We start from the raw sequence: 20,708 nt of genomic DNA on the forward strand, positions 1-20,708 counted from the left end.
TACTTTCTATTTATGATTGTTTCCTTGATTTTGGATATACTTCTTAATCACATCAATTGGTGCGCCACCAGTTGTCAGAAGACAAAAGCTTTTAGACCAGAACATTTCTTTCCAAAGAAATTGTTTGACTCTTGGAAAGTCACGTTTTATCAATCTTGAGCTGGCACTTTTATAGGCATTGATGAATTTTGTCAATTCTGTTTTAGGTTGAGCTTTGAACATAATATGAACGTGGTCTTTATCATGATTCCACTCCACTAAAGTAATGTGATACGATTCTGAAATTCTTTCAAAAGTAGTTTTGGCATAATCAGATATTTCATCATCAATCACTTGTCTACGATATTTCGTTACTAAAACAAGGTGGTAATAAAGAAGAAATACTGAATGATTATTTGTATCTAATTCCATGTTATATCAACTCATTTCTTGTATAGACTGATTGTAACATGGGACAAAATAAAAAGGCAATACGCCTTAGTTGTCGGTCTTCGAGTTACCAACGGTAACCCTCATACCGAACGGCATTCATCACCCACCTATAGAGGATGGGCGACTTCTGCCTAATTCTGTTAAACAAAATGTTTGTAGTGTGGTTATATTAGCAATACAATTTTTCGCAACTTTATATGTTTTTTCTTCAGAAACTCCGTATTCTTTTTTTTAATTTTGCTTTCGCTGCAGTTAGTTCGTGTTTTCTTAATTTTGTTAATTTGAGGTATCTGTGATTCATTCGAAACTATTCTTCTTATTATTTGGTTATTAGTTGGCTATTAGTTGATAAAATGCTATTATCCTAATTGATATAAGACTATATGGGAGATGATACTGTGGTCACATTTAGTATGCTTTTATTTTGGATTCCAGTCTGTATTGGTGTCATCTCTTTCTTTTACTTCACTAAACGTTCTAGAAAAGCGATTATATTAGTGCTTTCTTTTTTACCATCTGCGTTTTTTATAATAAAAATAATAAAACATACATTTTATCAATCGCTTTCAGCATTAAATTTTTACGTAGTAGGGTTGTTTTTATCTCTTATTCTTTTTATCGTTGTTTTGCGATATCTTTATAAGAATTATTAATTTTTCTGCTTTTATAACTATAAATTTTCTCACTTGTTGTTTTTGTCTTTATACTAGTACTATCAATCGACATCCAACTGTTTGGGAGCGTCAATAATTTTGTGTAAATAAATTGTCCTCCTGCAAAATAATTAGTTACTCAGTAAACATTGAAACTAATGTATCGGTTACCTGTTGAAAACCTTTATGGCTTCTGTTTAGAAATTTTTGATTGTATGTATCAAAAATGCTGACTAGAAAGCGTTCTAGTGATTCTTCATTTTGAAACTGCTCTTTTCTACGGCTGTATCTTTTAATTTGCTTATTGAAAGACTCGATTAGATTGGTTGAGTAAATGGTTCTACGAATGCTAGGTGGAAAATCATAAAAAGTTAATAAGTCTTGGTTTTCTATGAGTGACTGCGTCACTTTAGGATAGTTTTTCTTCCATTTCTCAATCATGCCGGATAAGAAGGTATTCGCTTCTTCTTTTGAGTTAGCTTGATAAACAGCCTTAAAGTCATCACAGATTTCTTTTCGGTCTTTGACACGTACTTTATGAGCGATATTACGAGATACATGGATACAACAATGCTGATATTTTGCTTTAGGATAAATTTGATGGATAGTATCTTTCATGCCTTTTAAGCCGTCCGTAATAAAAAGCAAGACTTCTTGAACTCCTCTGGAGTTAATATCCTGTAGCAGCTCATTCCAAACGTATGTTGATTCAGTTGGAGCAATCGCATAACTCAGTACTTCTTTAGTGCCGTCTTCTCGTATACCAATGGCAATATAAATCGCTTCTTTGGATACAGTTTGACGTTTTAGTGGAATGTAAGTAGCGTCCATAAAAATAGCGACATACTTATCATTTAAGGCTCTGGATTTAAAGGCATTTACTTCTTCAGTCAGAACTTTAGTCATGTTGGACATGGTTTGTGGAGTATAGTGATGACCGTACATTTTTTCGATCAAATCAGCAATTTCAGACATCGTAACACCTTTTTCGAATAAATGGATAATAGTGGTTTCCAATGTATCGTTTGTTCTTTTGTAGGCTGGTAAAGTTTGTTGTTTAAACTCACCATTACGATCTCTAGGTATTTCCAATGTTAATTCACCATATTCGGTTTTGATTGATCGAAAGTAAGAACCGTTTCTCGAATTACCTGAATTAAAACCAGTGCGATCATATTTTTCGTAATCTAAAAAAGCCGTTAATTCAGTCCGTAGGAGTGTGTTTATCGCTTTTTCTAAGTGCGAACGGAATAATTCATTTAAATCGCCTTTAGTGACTAGAGTTTGCACAATTTCTGTAGTAAAATCATTCATAGGGAAGTCCTCTTTTCTGTGAATTGGTTGTCGTTAACTTTATTCTACAGAAGGGACTTCCTTTTTTGTATGGATTTTTTCATTTACACAAAATATTTTATACTCTCAACTGTTTCTCCTTAATTCTTGTTTCTGTCGACTTATTATTAAGGTATTGACTATAAGATACTCTTATCTAAAAGTGATAGGAGGAAGAAAAATGACGCTTATCAACAAACTTAATGCTAATATATTTTTATACACCGGAATGATTCTTGTTATACTTAATGCTATTTTTTTATATTTCAATTTTTTCATAAATATTTTAGGTCTTGCTCTTGTCTCATTTTCTAGTAATATCACAAAAATAATTGGAAATTTTCTAAAAGACAATCACTAGTTGATTGTCTTTTTTTCTGAATGTCTATGTAACTAAAAAATATGAAAAGAATCTGTTTATCTTTTCCCCTAACGGTAGTCGCTAGACTTTAAGTGCCTTATTTTCTCTTTTTTTACTCATTTAAATAAAATTCTGATTTATCTTGTTGTGGATCAATTCATAATACGCCTTACTAGAAGCCGCTGTGCTTATCTTAGCTTTATTATTTTACAAATCTTACACGATCACACTGCAAAAACGACATTTATTGTAGTCTGTGTTTGATTTGTTTTATCAAATTTTTCATTTGACTAATTAGCTGCCTCTTCATTCTTCTCCTGCATAATGACCTCAATCTTCTCTTCAGCAAAAAAATGGCTAGAAACAGAAGTATCATGTATAATTAAATTAAAATTAAAATAATTAGAGAAGGTGAAGTTATGGATGAATTTCAAATGATAAAAAGCACTCTTGCATCTATAAAAGAATATGTATCAATGAGAAGTAGCTTTCCTAATGAAAGTGATAGAAACAACGTTATAAGGAATTTTAATATTCAGTTTATAGGAAAAGAACGTAAAAAAGTTATTTCTATAGAGATTGCTAATTATTTAAAATTAGAAAATAGGATATTTAACAAATATATTGAAGAAGTTGCCAATGAACTCCACATCAAATTAGAAGGACTCCATAAGGTAAATTCTGTTACTTCGGAAGCTGATGCGTATTATATTTATCTTTGACAATAAGCAATTGATATATTTTAAGTAAACATAACTTTGATGTTTATAAATTGATAGACAGCAACGGAAATAGTAAAAACAAGGATGTGAATTTCAACTCTTCCTAATTGTTCTTACTATTTTTCAACCGTTGCTGTCTATCGCATTTCATCATCCTTTCAATCCGAATTAATTAGGGTACTTTATCGGCATATCTAGTATTTAACCATCAATACCATGACTACTATCGTAAAATCCGTCTTTTATTTTTATTCCGTTCCCTCTCATTGACGATCATTATCTAATATAGAAATCCAAACTTACGAATAGCCTCACTCGCATTAACAATACGTCGATTTGCCATTTTATATACTTCTTCTTCAGAAACTTTGTTGTGACTTCTCCCCTTAGTCTCATTTCTTTCTCATAATAAATAAATAGTGATAAAATAAATATATTGGGAAAGAGAAAAAATAAAGGGGATATAACTTTGTTATTTATTAGTAAAATCTTATTCTGGGTTACTTGTGCATATAAAAATTATTGTTCTAAGTTGTTTGAAAATATGGCGTAAAAAAGATTGTTTATTGATCGTCTCATTCCTCCCATTTATCTATTTCATGATCAAGATTTGGGATGATTCAGATTCTGATCCCCTTTTTTTATCCAATTATTTAGTTGGGTTAGTGTTTTCGATAGTATTTTTTATTTGTATATTAATTTATCTGAATACAAAAAATTAACTTTTCCAGCTCTTGTAGCTGGCTTCTTTTGTTTCTAGCCTAATTATTTTTCTAAAAAGTTATTTGAATAAATACTCTTTTTGAGAGATCTTAGCCAAACCATTTTTTAAATAGCTAGGGATTCTGCGCTAACTTAAACGGCATAACTCAGTTTATACATGTATTCTTTTGATTAATCCAAAGTTGTTTCCAACTCATCCACTGATTCCAAGGTATCCAAGGCATTATTTGATGTACACCTATTCTCATGTGACAAATAAGATAAAAACTGAAACGATAGATATCATGGAGAATTTAAGAAAAAATTCTTGAATTTTACCAAAAAAAGCCACCGGTAACAATCCGGTGGCAAACCCAAAAGAAATCCAGGCTCGAGTTGGTCATTCTAGATTAGCTACTACAATGGATACCTATGCTCATGTGACAAAGAAAATGAAAAAAGACACTGTCGACATCTTTGAACAGATGCTACGCGACAATGCCTTTTAAAAAAGATTAATGTGGGAAAAATGTGGGAAGATAGCTCTTAAATGGTGTATTCCAATCACCAGACCACTTGCTACTTCTTACTTTCTTCCTCATCCATTTTCAGAACGGCCATGAAGGCTTCTTGCGGAACTTCGACGGAGCCGATTTGTTTCATCCGCTTCTTCCCTTCTTTTTGTTTCTCTAAGAGTTTACGTTTACGAGAAACATCTCCACCATAACATTTAGCCAAGACGTTTTTACGCAAGGCCTTGATGTCTGAACGGGCAACGATTTTTTGTCCAATAGCTGCTTGGATTGGCACCTCAAATTGTTGGCGTGGGATTAGTTTTTTCAGTTTTTCAACGATTGCTTTTCCACGTTCATAGGCAAAGTCTCGGTGAACGATAAAGCTTAATGCATCGACTTTTTCTCCATTCAGCAAGATGTCCATCTTCACTAACTTGCTTTTTTGATAACCAGACATTTCATAATCCAATGAGGCATAGCCTTTCGTGCTTGATTTCAATTTGTCGAAAAAGTCAAAGACAATTTCAGAAAGCGGAATATTATAGACGACGTTTACTCGGTAATCATCTAAATAATCCATCGTAATGAATTCTCCCCGTTTTCGTTGAGAAAGTTCCATTACTGCACCGACAAAATCATTTGGGACCATGATCTGTGCTTTGACGAATGGTTCTTCTACATCCTGGATCGTTACAGGTTCAGGAAAATCTGCCGGGTTATCTACTGTAGCAGTCGTACCATCCGTTTTATTAACATGGTAAATAACGGATGGTGCAGTCGTGATCAATTCTAGATTGAATTCCCGTTCCAAGCGTTCTTGGACGACATCCATATGAAGAAGTCCGAGGAATCCACAGCGGAACCCAAAACCTAATGCTTGAGAGGTTTCTGGTTCGAATTGTAAAGCAGCATCATTCAATTGCAGTTTTTCTAAAGCTTCCCGCAAATCGTTGTAACGAGAAGTATCAATTGGATAAAGACCACAATAAACCATCGGATTCATTTTTCGGTAACCTGGTAAAGCTTCAGCGGCAGGATTGTCTGCTAACGTTACTGTATCCCCTACTCGTGTATCTTGGACAGTTTTGATACTTGCTGTGATATAACCGACATCACCGACCATCAAAAAGTCTCTAGCAACTGCTTTTGGCGAGAAGACCCCGACCTCTGTAACATCAAATGTTTTTCCATTACTCATCAGTTTGATTTTGTCTCCGGGTTTGACCATACCGTCCGTGATTCGGACATTTAGAACAACACCGCGGTAACTATCATAAATAGAGTCAAAGATCAAAGCTTTTAGCGGTGCATCTAAGTCTCCACTTGGTGCAGGAACATATTCCACGATCTGCTCGAGAATATCTTCAATCCCAATCCCTGATTTGGCACTAGCTAATACAGCTTCACTAGCATCGATTCCGATTACGTCTTCGATTTCTTGACGGACACGTTCGGGATCTGCTGCGGGTAGGTCGATTTTATTGATGACTGGCAGGATCTCCAAATCATTGTCTAACGCTAAATAAACATTGGCCAATGTTTGTGCTTCGATTCCTTGTGCTGCATCGACCACTAAAACGGCACCCTCACAGGCAGCAAGGCTTCGAGAGACTTCATAGGTGAAGTCGACGTGCCCTGGGGTGTCAATCAAATGAAAGATATATGTTTCTCCATTTTTCGCTGTGTAATTGAGTTCTACAGCATTTAATTTAATCGTGATTCCACGTTCACGTTCCAAATCCATCGAGTCTAACAGCTGATCTTGCATTTCGCGAGACGTCACAGTGTGCGTCATTTCTAAAATACGATCGGCCAATGTAGATTTCCCATGGTCGATATGAGCGATGATCGAAAAATTACGAATCTGCTCTTGGCGTTCTTTCATTTTCTTTATATCCATAGCGTCTCCTCTTTTCATATAATCAGCACTTTCCATTATACCAACGAAAAGCAGTAATTTAAAGAGTTTTTAATTAGTCAGCTATAGAAGTTTTTTTTGTAGAATTTTGCTATACTGTTATCAAGCTAATAAATGGAGATGAAAAAATGGATCATAAAGATTTTAGAGAAAATCTTGAATTAAAACCGGTCACTCAAGAACATATCGATCAATTCAATGAATTACTTTCCTATGTGTTCCAAGTGACTGAAGCAGATATCGAGGAAAGCGGGTTTGAGAATAAACGAGCTTTTATCCGTTCCAAAAAACCGATTTTGGAAGTATCGAAAGTGTTCGGATGGTTCCACGAAAATAAACTGATCTCTCAAATCGCTATCTATCCTTGTGAAGTCAATATTCACGGTGCACGTTATAAAATGGGTGGTGTGACTGGAGTTGGAACTTATCCAGAATATGCTAACCATGGATTGATGCAAGATCTAATTATCGTTGCATTGGATAATATGCGCAAGAATAAGCAATGGATCTCTTATTTGTATCCTTACAGTATCCCCTACTATCGGCGTAAAGGATGGGAAATCATGTCTGATAAACTTTCCTTTAAAATCAGAGATACACAGCTACCTAAACAAATCCCAGTAAGTGGTATGGTTGAGCGATTACCAGTTGATCATCCAGACGTATTTTCCGTTTATGACAAATTTGCCCAACAAAACCATGGTGCTTTATTCCGCAGTGATTTTCATTGGGAAGAGTATTGGCGTTTCGAAAATGAAGATGAGCGCACAGCCGCTGTCTACTACGATAGCAACCATGAACCAAGAGGTGTTCTATTCTACTGGGTAGCTGAAGAAATATTTCACGTAAAAGAAATGTTCTATCTTGATCAAGAAGCTCGAAATGGCTTATGGAACTTTATTTCCGCTCATTTTTCCATGATTTACTGGGTACATGGAGATATTTACAAAAATGAGCCCTTAGCTTTTTTGATTGAAGACAGTCAGATCAAAGAGCAGATCGAACCATATTTTATGGCTCGGATCGTTGATGTAAAAGAATTCCTTCAACGGTTTCCGTTTGTTGGAACAGCTGATGCTTTTCATTTCATCATTGAAGATCCTGTCGCTCCTTGGAATAATGGCGTCTTTGCTTTAACATGGGATGAACAAGGACAAGTCCGTGTCTTGAATGAACCTATAGGAAACCCTGTTCGATTGAATATCCAAACATTGACTTGCTTGATGATGAATTATCGACGTGCTTCTTATTTGGCAAGAATCGAACGGTTAGAAACAGATGAAGAAACACTGAAGTCACTAGAGCGTATCATTCCAAACATGGAAGCTTACTTTAGCGATTATTTTTAATAAAAAGGATGATGTTTAGATGAAAATTTATTTTGCCGCACCAATGTTTGCTAAAAGTGATTTGTTATATAACCAACAGTTAGTTAAAGAAATCAGAGAGCTCTCTTCTGAGCTTTCGATCTATCTTCCTCAAGAAAATGAAGCAATCAATGACAAAACTGCTTATGCAGACAGTCGGATGATTGCTCTTGCAGACACAGAAAAAGTGTTGGAAAGCGATTTGATGATTGCTTTATTAGATGGATTGACGATTGATGCTGGCGTAGCATCGGAAATCGGTGTGGCTTATGCGAAAGGCATCCCAGTGATCGGCTTATATACTGATACTCGACAGCAAGGCGGAACCCACCCGAAAAAAATCGCTGCACTACAAGAAACAGCTGAAAATCAATTTCACTACCTGAACTTATATACAATAGGTCTGATCAAATTGAACGGAAAAGTGGTTTCTTCAGAGACTGAGTTGCTTTCAGAAGTAAAAAGATTTTTAGATGGAGGGACTTTCAGTGATTAAAGAAATCAAAAAGGTTCAAATAGCTTTACTTGCTTTTGGTGTATTCGTTGTCTGCTATAATTTTTATGAATTTATCACCCAAAAGTATTCGACTTCTCAAGGAATCACATTTATCGTGGAATCTTTATTAGGGATTGCATTGATTTTCATGCCACAAGTCATTTTGACAGTTTTCAAACTTAAAATTCCAGCAGCAATCGTTTTGTTTTACTGGTTCTTCTTATTCATCTCTGTCTTTTTAGGTACAGGGATGCATTTGATCAGTATCATCTCTTTTTGGGACAAAATCTTACATGCGGTGAGTCCAATGGTCCTGACAGCTCTTGGCTATGGATTGATTGGTTACTTGATGAAAGATGCTGAGATATCAAAAACCAGTCCTTGGTTGTTCCTCTTATTCGGCTTTGCGTTTGCTGGACTTTGCGGCGTGTTTTGGGAGTTCTGGGAATTCTTATGCGACCAGTTCTTAGGCATGAATCTTCAACGTTTTGCTGCTTCTGATGGCACACTGTTTGTCGGACGAGCAGCATTGATGGATACGATGGGCGACTTGCTGACAAATACGATAGGTGCTGCCTTAATGGGATTGTTTGCATGGTCTCAAAGTAAAAAAGATGAGCGTTACTTTGAAAGTTATAAATTAGAAAAAGTAAAAAATATTTAATAAAAGAGATTGTGGCAGAAGCGGGCAGCTTCAAGAAACAAGAAGGCATTTACGAAAATTGCTTCTCAATTTTTTTTGAAATTTCGGCTTATTTTTCGAAGAAGCTACTTCTGGAACACTGTTTATTTGAAAAAAGGAGGTCTGACACTAGTTGTGTCAGACCTCCTTTTTTCTTTTATAGTCTCAATTTGAAGATTAGACGATTTCTTCTAGTTCTTCTGTTTTGAAATGAAGTTGTCCATCAAGTAAAGTAATCGTTACTTTTGATTTAGGCATAACATGCCCTGCAACGATTTCTTTAGCTAGTGGTGTTTCTACTTCCTTAGTGATAAATCGTTTCAGTGGTCTTGCACCATATGCTGGTTCATAAGCATTTTCAGCGATCCACGTTTTGGCTTCATCACTGATCGTCAACAGGATTTCTTGATGTTCCAGACGTTGTGCCAATTGTTCCACCATTTTGTCAACGATACCTTTCACGTTGTCTAGGCTCAATGGTGTAAATAAAATCGTGTCGTCGATTCGGTTCAAGAATTCTGGTTTGAAATTTCCACGTAATAGCGTGTTGACTTGTTCAGCCACTGCTTCTGGAATCGTTCCATCAGCAGTCACGCCTTCCAACAGTAACTGTGAACCGATATTGCTAGTCATGATTAGAACCGTATTTTTGAAATCAACTACTCGCCCTTTTGAATCAGTCAAGCGTCCGTCATCTAGGACTTGTAACAAGATATTGAAGACATCGGGATGCGCTTTTTCGATTTCATCCAACAAGACGATTGTATAAGGATTTCGTCTGACAGCTTCCGTTAATTGACCACCTTCTTCGTAACCTACATAGCCTGGAGGAGCTCCGACTAGACGAGACACAGCATGTTTTTCCATATATTCACTCATATCGATCCGTACCATATGATCTTCTGAGTCAAACAAGTTCTCAGCTAACGCTTTCGCTAATTCGGTTTTTCCGACACCAGTTGGTCCTAGGAAAAGGAAAGAACCTAGAGGACGATTTGGGTCTTGCAATCCAGCACGTGAACGAATCACCGCGTCACTGACCGCATCAACTGCTTCATCTTGACCAATCACTCGTTTATGAAGTGTTTCATTCAATTTAATTAGTTTTTCTCGTTCACCTTCTACAAGTTTCGTTACGGGAATACCCGTTAATCTGCCAACGACTTGAGCAATCTCATTTTCGGTAACGGACTCTTGAACCATCTTGATTTCGCTGTCTTTTGCTTTAGCTTCTAATTCCTTCAATTCTTTTTCTAATTGAGGTATCGTACCATGTCGCAATACAGCAGCGCGTTCCAAATCATAGTTATTTTCTGCATCTTCTAATTCGTGTTTTGCTTTATCGATTTCAGCACGTTTTGCTGAAACAGAATTGACTTCTTCTTTTTCTGTTTCCCACTGCATCTTCATCGCATTTGCTTCTTCACGAAGTTCAGCTAATTCTTCTTGCAAATTTTTCAAGCGTTTTTTACTTGCATCATCTGATTCTTTTTTCAGTGCAGCTTCTTCGATTTCCAACTGCATCAAACGTCTAGTAACTTGATCTAATTCCGTTGGCATAGAGTTCATTTCTACTCGAATCGTTGCACTGGCTTCATCGATCAAATCGATTGCTTTGTCCGGTAAGAATCGGTCAGTAATGTAGCGGTCAGATAAAGTAGCTGCTGCTACTAATGCGTTGTCATGGATGTTAACACCATGGTGGATCTCAAAACGTTCTTTTAATCCACGCAGAATACTGATCGTATCTTCCACTGTTGGTTCTTTGACTAATACCTTTTGAAAGCGACGTTCCAACGCTTTGTCTTTTTCCATATATTGACGGTACTCATCTAAAGTTGTGGCACCGATCAAATGTAATTCACCGCGAGCAAGCATTGGCTTCAACAGATTTCCGGCATCCATACTTCCTTCTGTTTTTCCTGCCCCTACGATATTGTGGATTTCATCGATGAACAAGAGGATACGTCCATCACTTTTTTTGACTTCTTTCAAGACTGCTTTTAGTCTTTCTTCAAATTCACCACGGAATTTTGCTCCAGCGATCAATGCACCCATATCTAATGAAAAAATCGTTTTATCTTTTAAATTTTCAGGCACATCTTTGCGTACGATACGTTGAGCAAGCCCTTCAACGATTGCCGTTTTCCCTACACCGGGTTCTCCTATCAGAACAGGATTATTTTTTGTTTTTCGTGAAAGAATACGGATGACATCACGGATTTCTTCATCACGACCGATGATTGGATCCATTTTTCCGCTTTTGACTTGCTGTACTAAATCAACGCCGTATTTTTCTAATGCTTTATATTGTTCTTCTTGGTTTTGTGAGGTCACTCTTTCTCCTCCTCTCATCTCTTCGATGTTTTTACGCAATTCTTTTTCAGATAATCCGTTTTTATTCAAATAAACAGTTAACGGATAATTTTTTAATTTCATCAACGCTAAAATAACGACTTCCGTTGAAAGAAACTCGTCGCCGAAGCTTTCACGTATCTGGTCTGCTTCATTCAATAATCGAAAGAAATTCTGGCTGAGGTTTTGTCCATATTGGACGTTTCCACCAGAAACAACTGGATACTCATCCAGTAGACGATCAATTTCATGTTCAAAAGATTCGACATCCAATCCGGCATCCGTATAGAAATTTCGACCAAAATGATTAGGTTGTAAAAAGATTTTCCATACATGGGCAATGTCGATATCTTGGTGTTTTCGAGTGACCGCAATCTGTTGAGCTTCAGCAATCGCTTCTTGAAGCGTCGTAGTCATTTTCTCAATATTCATACAGGTATACCCTCCTAATTAAAGGTAAGATCACTTATTTCTTTGATCTTTACAAAAACTATTATATCGCTTTGGTCAATTTTGGTCAAAATATACACATAGTTTTTTGACTTTTTTTCTCGACTTATATAAATCTTAAAAAAACAAAATTGATTGTATGTATACAAAAAAAGAGCCAAACAAACGTAAAATTATCTTATCCATAACGTTTTTCTTTGATTTGATAAAAAGGGTAGATCTTATAAAAGACCTACCCTTGATTTTCTTTATTCTCTTTTTTTACTTCTATTATTTCTTCTTTGATCACTCTTCGCCGTTCAGCAATCACATACACAAATCCATAGAGAAATGGCAAGATAAAGGAACTGAAACGATACAGTAAAAGCGAAGAAACTGCGTCAACTGTTCCAACAACTGGTCTGAATAATAACAAATAGACAAATTCAAAGGAACCAATACCAGCAGGCGTAGGAATAACCCCTGAAAGCACTACTGCAAAGCTGATAAACGAAATGGTCAGTAGAAAATCTATTTTAGGATGGTTTTCAATCAGAATCAAATAGGGAAGTACATACCAAAATACAAGTTTTAACATATTCCATAGATAAATCCGCAATAGCGCAGTCCTGTCTTGGATAATGGTTTGGACCGTTTCCCTTAAAGAGTAGATCTGCTGATTGCATGTATCCACCCATTTCCGCAAACGCTCACTTTTAAATAACTTATTCGATAAGCTGACAAAAAATATTTGAACATTCAAGCTGACGGACATCGCCAATAAAAAGGCAACAATCACGATCGTCAAAAGGATACCAGCGATGATAAACCAGATCATTGACGGACCATTAGAATAAAAAAGAGAGAATTGGATGACCAAGCCAGCTAATGCATAAGTGATCACTGCCAGTTTGTACATAATCATATGGAGTGCTGTCACCCCTGCTCCCTGGGATAGCTTCATTCCTTTTTTGTTATAAAAATAAATCTCCGAGATCAGCGTTCCTGTACCAAATGAAACGATTCGGTAAAACGCAATATAGCTAGAGGTCAAGAACCCATCTTTCGTTGTAAAATTCGGCGCGAAAGGTTCAGCAATTTCTTTGATTGAGCGCCCTTCAGCGATTTGGTAAACTGTCCCTAATATAACAGCTGCTGCCAAAACAACAACACTGGTAGACAGCAATTCGGCAAAGATATCTGCAAATGATTGATTGATTAAATAATAAATAATGGCAAAAATCACAATCAGCAAAAGCAGATTCAGAATGATTTTAGTTTTCGTTCCTTTAGACGACATCTCCTGCTCCTTAATGGAAAAAATAAATGAGAATCAAATCAACAAGTACACCTGCAGCGAATCCTATAGTAAACTTCTTTTTCCGAGTTTTATGATGGAAAACTTTTCGAGAGATCAATCCTCCCAAACCACCGCCTAACAGGCTGACAAATATCAAATTATTCTCAGGAACACGCCAGCCGCTAGTTCTAGCCTGATGTTTATCATACCCCATCAGACAAAATAAGTAAAAATTCACAATGAAAAGGTAAAACCACAAAGGATTGTGTAACAATACATCCATTACTCTTCTTCCAACTTTCTGTTAACTACTATTTCTAAGCATTTTCTTCTTTCTTTGGTGAATAAACTGTTAATCCTTTTGATACAACAGATAATTCAACTGGAAGATCATCTGTCGTGTCTCCATCCGTTCGAGTGCCCACAGATTTTTCCTGCGCTTGGATTTTCATGCGTTTGGCTGTGAAATAAGTAATGCCGGGGATCGTATAGAATTTGCCTCTCATGATTCTAGGCAAATAAAAAATAAATCGGAAAATATCTAAGGAAGGTACGATCGTTACATGGAATTTTCCATCATCTGGGGTCGCTGAGTCGTCAAAATTTGTAAAACCGCCCACGGAGTTAGACATCGTGACTGTCAACAGTTGGGATTTTCCTTTCCAATGCTCCTCGTCTGTTTCTAAATCCAAATGATATTTTTTCTTCTTCAGCAATAACTTAAAAAACTTCTTGATAAAGATCCACGAGCCGTAACGCTGTTTTTCTTCTTGACTGATCCAAACTGCTGTATCTGCTAAGATTCCGATTGTCAGTGTAGAGATAATGACTTCATCATTGACTTGACCATAGTCTATTTTCCGTACATTGCCTTCCAGGATCACGTCAGCAGCTTCTTCTTTTTTGAGTGGAATCTCAAGAACACGTGCAAGGTTGTTGACAGTTCCACCTGGAAGTAATCCGACATGGTATTGAGATAATGTTTTTTGGAACGCTTGGACGATATGATGAATCGTGCCGTCTCCACCTATAATTACTAAAGTATCAGCTTCTATGGCTTCTGCTTTCTTGACTAATTCCGCATCATCAATCGATGGGCCAGTTTCAGCTAGTTCTACATATAATTCTGGCTGCTTTTCTTTTACATAATCTTGAAACCAGCGTGCTAATTTCTCACCCTCATCTTTCCCTGAACTTTTGTTATAAAAAACTAGCAGCTTTTCCATTCTTTACCTCCTATTTACTCTTCAAAAAAGAGGGCGGGACAACCAATTCCATTGTCCTGCCCTTTAGCCTTAGACAGATGACATTCCATCATTGGGACGAACGCCTTGTCATAAGCTGTTCTTTTTCGATTTTAACTCTTTGTGTTCAATTCTGCAATTTTTACAATCACGTCTGTTGCTTTTTCCATTACTTGTAAAGAAACAAATTCGAATCGTCCGTGCATATTTTCTCCTCCGGCAAATAGATTTGGCGTCGGAATACCCATGTAAGAGATTTTTGAACCATCTGTTCCTCCACGAACTGGTTCGATCACTGGAGAGATACCAAGCTCGATCATTGCTTGTTTCGCTAATTCCACGATGCTCATATCTTTTTCAATGATTTCTTTCATGTTGTAATATTGATCATACATATCTACTTTGATTCGTTCTTGATCAAATCGCTGATTCAACTCTTCTTGGATATGTGTGATTTGTGCTTTGCGTGCTTCGAATTTTTCACGATCATGATCGCGAATGATATAACTCATAGAAGCTTCTTCAGGATTCCCATCCAATGCCATCAAATGGAAGAAACCTTCGTATCCTTCCGTTTTTTCTGGAACTTCATCGGCTGGAAGCTGATTATGAAAATCGATTGCTAACTGTAGAGCATTGATCATTGTATCTTTTGCCGTCCCTGGATGTACATTTTTCCCTTGGATCGTAATATTTGCTTGAGCAGCACTAAACGTTTCATACTGCAACTCACCTAAAGGACCACCATCGACTGTATAAGCAAAATCTACATCGAATTGCTCAACATCGAATTTATCCGCTCCGACACCGATTTCTTCATCAGGACCAAAAGCCACTTTGATGGTACCGTGAGGGATAGAAGGATTATTGATCAAGATCTCCATTGCAGTCATGATTTCCGCAATCCCTGATTTGTCATCTGCTCCCAGTAATGTACTGCCATCTGTTGTGATCAATGTGTGGCCTTCATAATTTTTCAAATTTGGAAAATCTTTTGTATTCAATGTATAGCGTTCTTCCGCATCTAGTACGATCGTAGACTCGCCATCATAGTTTTCAATGATTTGTGGATTGACTCCTACTGCATTAAAATCTGCTGTATCCATGTGGGAAATAAATCCAATGGAACGCACTTCATGATCAACATTGCTTGGTAATGTTCCCATAACGAATCCGTTATCTTCATTATAGAAAACATCAGCTAAGCCTAACTCTTCTAATTCTTTTTTCAATTCTTGCGCAAAAGCAACTTGTGTCTGAGTCGATGGAGTCGTTTTGCTTGTTGCATCGGAGCGTGTTTCTGTTTTGACATATCGTAAAAAACGTGGCAAAAGATTTTCGTACATAGTATTCTCTCCTTTTAATTAAATTGAAATGGGTTTGTATTTGTTTCAGAAACGAAAAAGTTAATATCCCAATTTTCTTCTTGTTTCCAAGATTCAAATTTCTCGATGAATCGTTGCTTGCATAACGATTCAATATAATGACCGGGATCAATTGCAATCAACCCAGCGCTTTGCATATCATGAGCCGTATGATAATAGATATCTCCCGTGATATAGACATCTGCTCTTTGGGCGATTGCTTGCGGATAAAATTTTTCACCGCTTCCACCGCAAATCGCAATGCGCTTCACAGAGGATTTTGCATTTTTTGGCTGGACTATTCTAAGTCCATCTAGTTGGAACGCTTCTTTTACTTGTTCTACAAATGCCTCTATAGAAATTTCTTGCGGCAATTCACCTACTCGTCCTAACCCAAACATTTCGACTGGTTCATCTATAGCGAAAAGATCATAAGCAGGTTCCTCATAAGGATGAGCTGACCGCATGGCTTGAATCACTTGTTTTTCGATAGTTTCCGGCAAAATAACCTCAACTTTTGCCTCTTGAACTTGTTCTGTCTTCCCTACTTTCCCAATCGCTGGTTGTGCACCAGCTTCCGGAGTAAATCGACCGTGTCCAATCGAGGTAAAACTTGTACCGGTATAATCACCTTGTGTACCAGCACCAGCTGCAGCTAATACTTCACGCATTTTCTGTGCATGATCCACAGGTACATAAACGGCCAGTTTTTTATAATGAATCTCATGAGTCTTTACTAAATAACTCTCCACTTCAATACCGAGAAGTTCACAAAACCAGTCATTCAGTCCATCCCAAATAATATCCATGTTCGTGTGTGCTGCATAGACGGCAATATCATGTTTCAACAAATCTGCATACATTTTTTCTTGTGGCTGATCAGTAACCAGCCGTTTTACAGGACGAAAGATTGGAGGATGTTTAGCAATCAGCAAATCGATTTTTTTCTTGATTGCTTCTTCGACCACTTCTGGACGAACGTCTAATGTCATCATTACTCGTTGGATTGGCTTATCCAATGTTCCGATATGCAGTCCGACTGGGTCTCCTTCTTCAGCTAGCCACTGAGGACAATAGCTTTCAAACTTTTGGATGAAGGTGCGTCCGCTGATTGTCATGTCTTTAAAACCTCCTCAATCATTTCGATTTCCTGCTCGATTTGTTTTTGACGTGCCTCTTGATTAGCTGCTTGTTTGAGCTGTTCACGGATAGCTTTTCTTTGTTGAAGCTCTCTTGACCATTTTGATTTGAAGATCTCACTTTTCTCTTCAAGCAGAAATGGCCCGAACATCAGCTCCATTTCATTGTAAGTAACTGGTTTTTGTTCTTTTTCGGCTACAATGATTTCATATATTTTTTTATTTTCTTCAAGTATTTTTTCTGATTGGATTTTATACTGATTTTCTTGCAGCCAAGATCGTAATGTACGCTCTCCGATGTTTGGCTGAAGGATCAAACGTTCTTGTCCGCTTAAGCGTTGATTCAACTTGCCAGCTTCTAGGATATCTCGGATCAGTGAACCTCCCATACCCGCAATCGTGACAGCTGTAATACCATCTTGTGGCTGGATAGCATCTAGACCATTTGCAAGGCGTACGGTGATACGGTCTTCTAATCCATCTTTTTTGACTTGCTTACGTGCTGATTCATAAGGACCTTGAACGACTTCACCAGCAACTGCATATTCGATTTTTCCTCTTAATATCAATGCAACGGGTAAGTAAGCGTGATCTGATCCAATGTCTGCTAAACGAGCGGATTCAGGGACAAAGTCACCCACTGCGGCTAAGCGCTGAGATAAATCTAAATGGTTCATAGCTTCACTCCTTCTAGATAATTATAGCATTTTCCAAATAAAATAAGGAGACTAGGAATAAAAAAATTCCCATATCTCCTTAAAAAATATACCTTTTCGTTCTATAAAACAACATTTTCTTATTTTTGAAAAAATGTTATTGGTTATTTGTTCAATGAAACATCAATAATCGAATCTCCAGGAACTTGCGGTGGGATAGACATCGTCATGATCGGCATCTCAACTAATGTAAATTGGACTTTGTCACCGATTTTCAATTCATTTATGTCCACGCTTATTTTTTCAGCAGTAGCATTTAAGATCACTCCGTCATTGCTGAATGACGTTCCCATATTCGCTGGATCTTCTTTGGCCATGACATCGACGAGTTTCAACTGAAGCGTTTCTTCTTCTGCTTCTACTTGAGTGATACTTTCAATCGTTCCGACAAATATGCTTTGTCCCTCCGTTTTCGTACTGCTTGTTTTTACTGTTTGACCCGCATCAATCGAATCAACAGAACCTGTGTTGCTATCTGCGCTACCGCAGCCTGCTAAAAGAAAAAATAGACCAACTACAGATATACTAGAAAAAATAGCCCTCATAAAAAATCCTCCGTTTAAGTTTCTGCATTACTTGTTGCGGTGATTGTCTCCGGTCATTTCTGTCCATATAATGATTCGCTGACCTGCTTTTACTACTAGGTCAAATGTCAGTTGGACTTGTCAACTGTTCAACCATTGCGTCGGTTGCGACCAGTCATTTCGATTTCTTTTGTCAAATAACGTATGCGTTCCATTATTCGTTTCGCTTTTAGTGGCTCTTCATCTCCACGTTGAGTGACGGACAAATGCTGTTCCAATTCATCCATTGTAAAATTCGATGAGAAGAAGGTTGGTAACTGTTCCTGCATCCGATATTGAAGGATAACACCGAATACTTCGTCTCGTATCCAACTACTCATCGCATCTGCACCAATATCATCGATCATCAAAATAGGTGAACGTTTCACTGCATCTAACTTTTCTGCCACTTGATCTTTTCCGATTGCCTGTTTCATCTCAACGGCAAATGTCGGAAAATGGACTAGCGTCGTGGTGAATCCAGCAATCGCTAATTCTCTCGCTGTTGCTCCTAATAAATATGTTTTTCCAATACCAAAACTTCCTACTAGATACAGTCCTTTATGATACCCTTTTGGATCAGCAGTATATTTCTCTACAAAATCTAGGGCTTCTAAGCTCGCATATCCTCGTCCATCTGTACGTTCAAAGTTTTCAAAAGAAGCCGATTGAATATCTTTTGGCATATCCATTGCTTTTACTCGGCTTCTGATTTCTTCTTGTCTTTGCCGTGCTAACAATGCTTCCGTTGGTACATAAGTGACATCCACATAATGAAAATTCAACGTCAGCTTCGGCTCATAGCCGGGAGCGATCATCGTTGGATCGTTTTTTTGATATTTACGCTTTTCTTGCACGAATTCATACAATTTAGCGTAACTTTTTTCAATATCCGCTTGTGTCAATTCTTCTTGGTGTGCGCTTAGAAAAGCTTGAACATCCGCATCATTTAAGACTTCAGCGATCATTTCAGCATACTTTTCTTGATAATTGCGTTTGCTGATGATCCTCTTCAATTCTTTGCCTACGTCTTCCATTAGATGTCACCCTCCTTTTTTGCCAGGTATTCTTTAAAACGGCGGTCAATCTCTGCTTTTTTCTCGCTGCTGATCTGTTTTTCATCTTTTGGCTGGTTGACCCAATCAGGAAGCTTTTCCCGTCGAACATTTCGCTTGCCAGTTTGATAATTTGTTTGCTTCTTTTGTTTTGATTGTTTTGCTTGATTACTTATTTGCCGAATGTGCTGGATCGCTTCTTCTGCTGTGGCGATTTTCTTTTGTGCCCATTCATTTGCCACTGTATTTACATAACTGGCATTTAAGCTAGCATTATTCTTGATCACTAGTACATAATTCAGCAAAACATTGATCACGCTACTGGAAAGACCTGATTGAGAAACAAGATCTTGCAGTAACCAGTTTTCTTGTTTAGAAACATATCCGCCTTTTTCTGACTTGATTGCTTCCAGATATTTCATCGGTGGAATGCTCTGTGCTTCTTTTATCAGCTGAAGCGCTGCGTTTGTCAAATGTTCGTTTGACGAGGGTTCATTACTGTTTTCAGAAACCGCAACTGTTTCTTTTGTTTGCTTCACCGGACGTCTCTGCATTGCCAAAATGGCTTTTTGCAGTTCTTTTTCAGATACTTTTTGTTCACTAAAGTCATAAGATTGACTGATGAGTTCACCAAGAGTTAGTTCATCGAATCCATAAAGCTGATGATACATGTCGACTTGTTTGATGATTGAATCATCAAGAACAGTCATATGTTTTTTTGCCAGCCAATCATTCAAAAATTGCCAATCGAATGTCGAATCTGTTTCAAGTAATGCTGCTGGCTCAGATTCTTCAAAAGATTTATTCAGTGATTCGATGTTTTCTTGATTAGCAGCGTATACTGCTTCATTGAAGCGATAAACATCTAAAAATTTTTTTGTGATTTTTTGATATCCCTCTGCTGTATGCCTTTTAGGTTCAAACAATTTGGTAAGCTTCTGGAATCGTCGTTCACCAACTTTTTCCAGAAGAAGAAATGCCAGAACAGAATCTTTGAAAAATGCTTTAGGAACGAGTGGCTCTAACAACTCATAAATAAAACGAGGCCCCAGATCGCTATCTTCTTTAAAATAAACATCCAGTAAGCCGATTCCTTCCAGCTTTTTTCTTGCATCATAAAATTGAGGGATCCCGCAGCCTAGACTACTGAGTAAATCTGCATGCATCCCTTCAGGACCTTCACCAGATTCTTGCGAGATCTCTGATAATAGAGTGAAATAGATACTCAAGGCTTCTCCGCCGATCAGTGGCTGATAAAGATACAGCAAGGCGTTCTTGCTGTCTTCCCTCAGCGGAGCCGCTTTTCTTCCTTGGTAAATATTTTTTGGTTGAAGCTCTTTCCAAGCATTTTCCAAGGAAATGC

At 37.4% G+C, this 20,708-nt stretch carries 20 protein-coding genes; 7 read left to right on the plus strand and 13 right to left on the minus strand.

Going from position 1 to position 20,708, the window contains the following annotated elements; translation table 11 throughout:
• Positions 1 to 6 precede the first annotated feature (6 nt).
• A complete protein-coding gene (tnpA, locus tag IGL15_RS07805; protein ID WP_002287522.1) occupies positions 7 to 411 on the minus strand; it encodes an IS200/IS605-like element ISEfa4 family transposase in 405 nt (134 codons plus the stop codon).
• Positions 412 to 830: 419 nt separating this feature from the next.
• Here tnpA and IGL15_RS07810 point away from each other — a divergent pair, with 419 nt between their 5' ends.
• Positions 831 to 1,085: a hypothetical protein gene (locus IGL15_RS07810; protein WP_002298667.1), complete on the plus strand. Its 255-nt coding sequence runs from the start codon at positions 831 to 833 to the stop codon at positions 1,083 to 1,085.
• Between the two features lie 135 nt (positions 1,086 to 1,220).
• On the opposite strand, the gene IGL15_RS07815 is transcribed toward IGL15_RS07810, so the two are convergent.
• Positions 1,221 to 2,399 (minus strand): IS256-like element ISEf1 family transposase, encoded by a 1,179-nt coding sequence (locus IGL15_RS07815; protein ID WP_000997695.1) that lies wholly within the window; start codon positions 2,397 to 2,399, stop codon positions 1,221 to 1,223.
• Positions 2,400 to 2,598: 199 nt separating this feature from the next.
• Between IGL15_RS07815 and IGL15_RS07820 the strand changes: the two genes are divergently transcribed.
• The 3 genes from IGL15_RS07820 (at position 2,599) to IGL15_RS07830 (ending at position 4,711) form a co-directional block, all read left to right on the plus strand.
• Positions 2,599 to 2,778: a hypothetical protein gene (locus tag IGL15_RS07820; protein WP_104765631.1), complete on the plus strand. Its 180-nt coding sequence runs from the start codon at positions 2,599 to 2,601 to the stop codon at positions 2,776 to 2,778.
• Between the two features lie 419 nt (positions 2,779 to 3,197).
• Complete coding sequence (locus IGL15_RS07825; RefSeq protein ID WP_002324900.1) at positions 3,198 to 3,500, plus strand: hypothetical protein; 303 nt, start codon at positions 3,198 to 3,200, stop codon at positions 3,498 to 3,500.
• Positions 3,501 to 4,567: 1,067 nt separating this feature from the next.
• Positions 4,568 to 4,711, plus strand: coding sequence for an integrase (locus IGL15_RS07830; RefSeq protein WP_081156658.1), 144 nt, complete (start codon positions 4,568 to 4,570; stop codon positions 4,709 to 4,711).
• Between the two features lie 70 nt (positions 4,712 to 4,781).
• Here IGL15_RS07830 and lepA read toward each other — a convergent pair whose 3' ends face one another.
• On the minus strand, positions 4,782 to 6,617 hold the full coding sequence (lepA, locus tag IGL15_RS07835) for a translation elongation factor 4 (protein WP_002317740.1): 1,836 nt from the start codon (positions 6,615 to 6,617) through the stop codon (positions 4,782 to 4,784).
• Positions 6,618 to 6,763: 146 nt separating this feature from the next.
• Here lepA and IGL15_RS07840 point away from each other — a divergent pair, with 146 nt between their 5' ends.
• From IGL15_RS07840 to IGL15_RS07850, 3 genes are read left to right on the plus strand one after another with little or no spacing between them, the layout of a single operon-like run.
• Positions 6,764 to 7,984 carry a GNAT family N-acetyltransferase gene (locus IGL15_RS07840; RefSeq protein ID WP_104765630.1) on the plus strand — a complete coding sequence of 407 codons (1,221 nt, stop codon included), beginning with the start codon at positions 6,764 to 6,766 and terminating at the stop codon, positions 7,982 to 7,984.
• 19 nt (positions 7,985 to 8,003) lie between these two features.
• Positions 8,004 to 8,498 carry a nucleoside 2-deoxyribosyltransferase gene (locus IGL15_RS07845; protein WP_002338320.1) on the plus strand — a complete coding sequence of 165 codons (495 nt, stop codon included), beginning with the start codon at positions 8,004 to 8,006 and terminating at the stop codon, positions 8,496 to 8,498.
• Positions 8,476 to 9,162, plus strand: a complete 687-nt coding sequence (locus IGL15_RS07850) for a hypothetical protein (protein WP_077150321.1) — start codon at positions 8,476 to 8,478, stop codon at positions 9,160 to 9,162. Before IGL15_RS07845 ends, IGL15_RS07850 begins: the two co-directional genes overlap by 23 nt.
• Before the next feature lie 195 nt (positions 9,163 to 9,357).
• Here IGL15_RS07850 and clpB read toward each other — a convergent pair whose 3' ends face one another.
• The 10 genes from clpB to IGL15_RS07900 all read right to left on the minus strand — a co-directional run bounded on the left by clpB (position 9,358) and on the right by IGL15_RS07900 (position 20,700).
• Positions 9,358 to 11,967, minus strand: coding sequence for an ATP-dependent chaperone ClpB (clpB, locus tag IGL15_RS07855; protein ID WP_010718116.1), 2,610 nt, complete (start codon positions 11,965 to 11,967; stop codon positions 9,358 to 9,360).
• Between the two features lie 250 nt (positions 11,968 to 12,217).
• Complete coding sequence (locus tag IGL15_RS07860) at positions 12,218 to 13,264, minus strand: lysylphosphatidylglycerol synthase transmembrane domain-containing protein (protein ID WP_002288347.1); 1,047 nt, start codon at positions 13,262 to 13,264, stop codon at positions 12,218 to 12,220.
• A 10-nt stretch (positions 13,265 to 13,274) separates the two neighbouring features.
• A complete protein-coding gene (locus IGL15_RS07865; RefSeq protein WP_002288344.1) occupies positions 13,275 to 13,547 on the minus strand; it encodes a DUF1294 domain-containing protein in 273 nt (90 codons plus the stop codon).
• 34 nt (positions 13,548 to 13,581) lie between these two features.
• Positions 13,582 to 14,490: a diacylglycerol/lipid kinase family protein gene (locus IGL15_RS07870; protein WP_104758350.1), complete on the minus strand. Its 909-nt coding sequence runs from the start codon at positions 14,488 to 14,490 to the stop codon at positions 13,582 to 13,584.
• 131 nt (positions 14,491 to 14,621) lie between these two features.
• Complete coding sequence (gene pepT / locus IGL15_RS07875; RefSeq protein WP_002288340.1) at positions 14,622 to 15,854, minus strand: peptidase T; 1,233 nt, start codon at positions 15,852 to 15,854, stop codon at positions 14,622 to 14,624.
• Positions 15,855 to 15,868: 14 nt separating this feature from the next.
• Positions 15,869 to 16,990 (minus strand): Nif3-like dinuclear metal center hexameric protein, encoded by a 1,122-nt coding sequence (locus IGL15_RS07880; RefSeq protein WP_002288338.1) that lies wholly within the window; start codon positions 16,988 to 16,990, stop codon positions 15,869 to 15,871.
• On the minus strand, positions 16,987 to 17,688 hold the full coding sequence (locus IGL15_RS07885) for a tRNA (adenine(22)-N(1))-methyltransferase (protein WP_002319139.1): 702 nt from the start codon (positions 17,686 to 17,688) through the stop codon (positions 16,987 to 16,989). Before IGL15_RS07885 ends, IGL15_RS07880 begins: the two co-directional genes overlap by 4 nt.
• A gap of 143 nt (positions 17,689 to 17,831) precedes the next feature.
• On the minus strand, positions 17,832 to 18,272 hold the full coding sequence (locus tag IGL15_RS07890) for a hypothetical protein (protein ID WP_002323022.1): 441 nt from the start codon (positions 18,270 to 18,272) through the stop codon (positions 17,832 to 17,834).
• Between the two features lie 128 nt (positions 18,273 to 18,400).
• A complete protein-coding gene (dnaI, locus tag IGL15_RS07895; protein WP_002288331.1) occupies positions 18,401 to 19,327 on the minus strand; it encodes a primosomal protein DnaI in 927 nt (308 codons plus the stop codon).
• A complete protein-coding gene (locus tag IGL15_RS07900) occupies positions 19,327 to 20,700 on the minus strand; it encodes a replication initiation and membrane attachment family protein (RefSeq protein WP_104765466.1) in 1,374 nt (457 codons plus the stop codon). Before IGL15_RS07900 ends, dnaI begins: the two co-directional genes overlap by 1 nt.
• Between the last annotated feature and the right edge of the window lie 8 nt (positions 20,701 to 20,708).

The organism is Enterococcus sp. DIV0436a, assembly GCF_051711605.1.
Lineage (GTDB): Bacteria > Bacillota > Bacilli > Lactobacillales > Enterococcaceae > Enterococcus_B > Enterococcus_B faecium.

Bases quoted from the DNA above. Each gene is read 5' to 3' on its own strand.
- tnpA (WP_002287522.1), bottom strand. From the start codon at position 411: ATGGAATTAGATACAAATAATCATTCAGTATTTCTTCTTTATTACCAC.
- IGL15_RS07815 (WP_000997695.1), bottom strand. From the start codon at position 2,399: ATGAATGATTTTACTACAGAAATTGTGCAAACTCTAGTCACTAAAGGC.
- IGL15_RS07820 (WP_104765631.1), top strand. From the start codon at position 2,599: ATGACGCTTATCAACAAACTTAATGCTAATATATTTTTATACACCGGA.
- IGL15_RS07825 (WP_002324900.1), top strand. From the start codon at position 3,198: ATGGATGAATTTCAAATGATAAAAAGCACTCTTGCATCTATAAAAGAA.
- lepA (WP_002317740.1), bottom strand. From the start codon at position 6,617: ATGGATATAAAGAAAATGAAAGAACGCCAAGAGCAGATTCGTAATTTT.
- IGL15_RS07840 (WP_104765630.1), top strand. From the start codon at position 6,764: ATGGATCATAAAGATTTTAGAGAAAATCTTGAATTAAAACCGGTCACT.
- IGL15_RS07845 (WP_002338320.1), top strand. From the start codon at position 8,004: ATGAAAATTTATTTTGCCGCACCAATGTTTGCTAAAAGTGATTTGTTA.
- IGL15_RS07850 (WP_077150321.1), top strand. From the start codon at position 8,476: ATGGAGGGACTTTCAGTGATTAAAGAAATCAAAAAGGTTCAAATAGCT.
- clpB (WP_010718116.1), bottom strand. From the start codon at position 11,967: ATGAATATTGAGAAAATGACTACGACGCTTCAAGAAGCGATTGCTGAA.
- IGL15_RS07860 (WP_002288347.1), bottom strand. From the start codon at position 13,264: ATGTCGTCTAAAGGAACGAAAACTAAAATCATTCTGAATCTGCTTTTG.
- IGL15_RS07865 (WP_002288344.1), bottom strand. From the start codon at position 13,547: ATGGATGTATTGTTACACAATCCTTTGTGGTTTTACCTTTTCATTGTG.
- IGL15_RS07870 (WP_104758350.1), bottom strand. From the start codon at position 14,490: ATGGAAAAGCTGCTAGTTTTTTATAACAAAAGTTCAGGGAAAGATGAG.
- pepT (WP_002288340.1), bottom strand. From the start codon at position 15,854: ATGTACGAAAATCTTTTGCCACGTTTTTTACGATATGTCAAAACAGAA.
- IGL15_RS07880 (WP_002288338.1), bottom strand. From the start codon at position 16,990: ATGACAATCAGCGGACGCACCTTCATCCAAAAGTTTGAAAGCTATTGT.
- IGL15_RS07885 (WP_002319139.1), bottom strand. From the start codon at position 17,688: ATGAACCATTTAGATTTATCTCAGCGCTTAGCCGCAGTGGGTGACTTT.
- IGL15_RS07890 (WP_002323022.1), bottom strand. From the start codon at position 18,272: ATGAGGGCTATTTTTTCTAGTATATCTGTAGTTGGTCTATTTTTTCTT.
- dnaI (WP_002288331.1), bottom strand. From the start codon at position 19,327: ATGGAAGACGTAGGCAAAGAATTGAAGAGGATCATCAGCAAACGCAAT.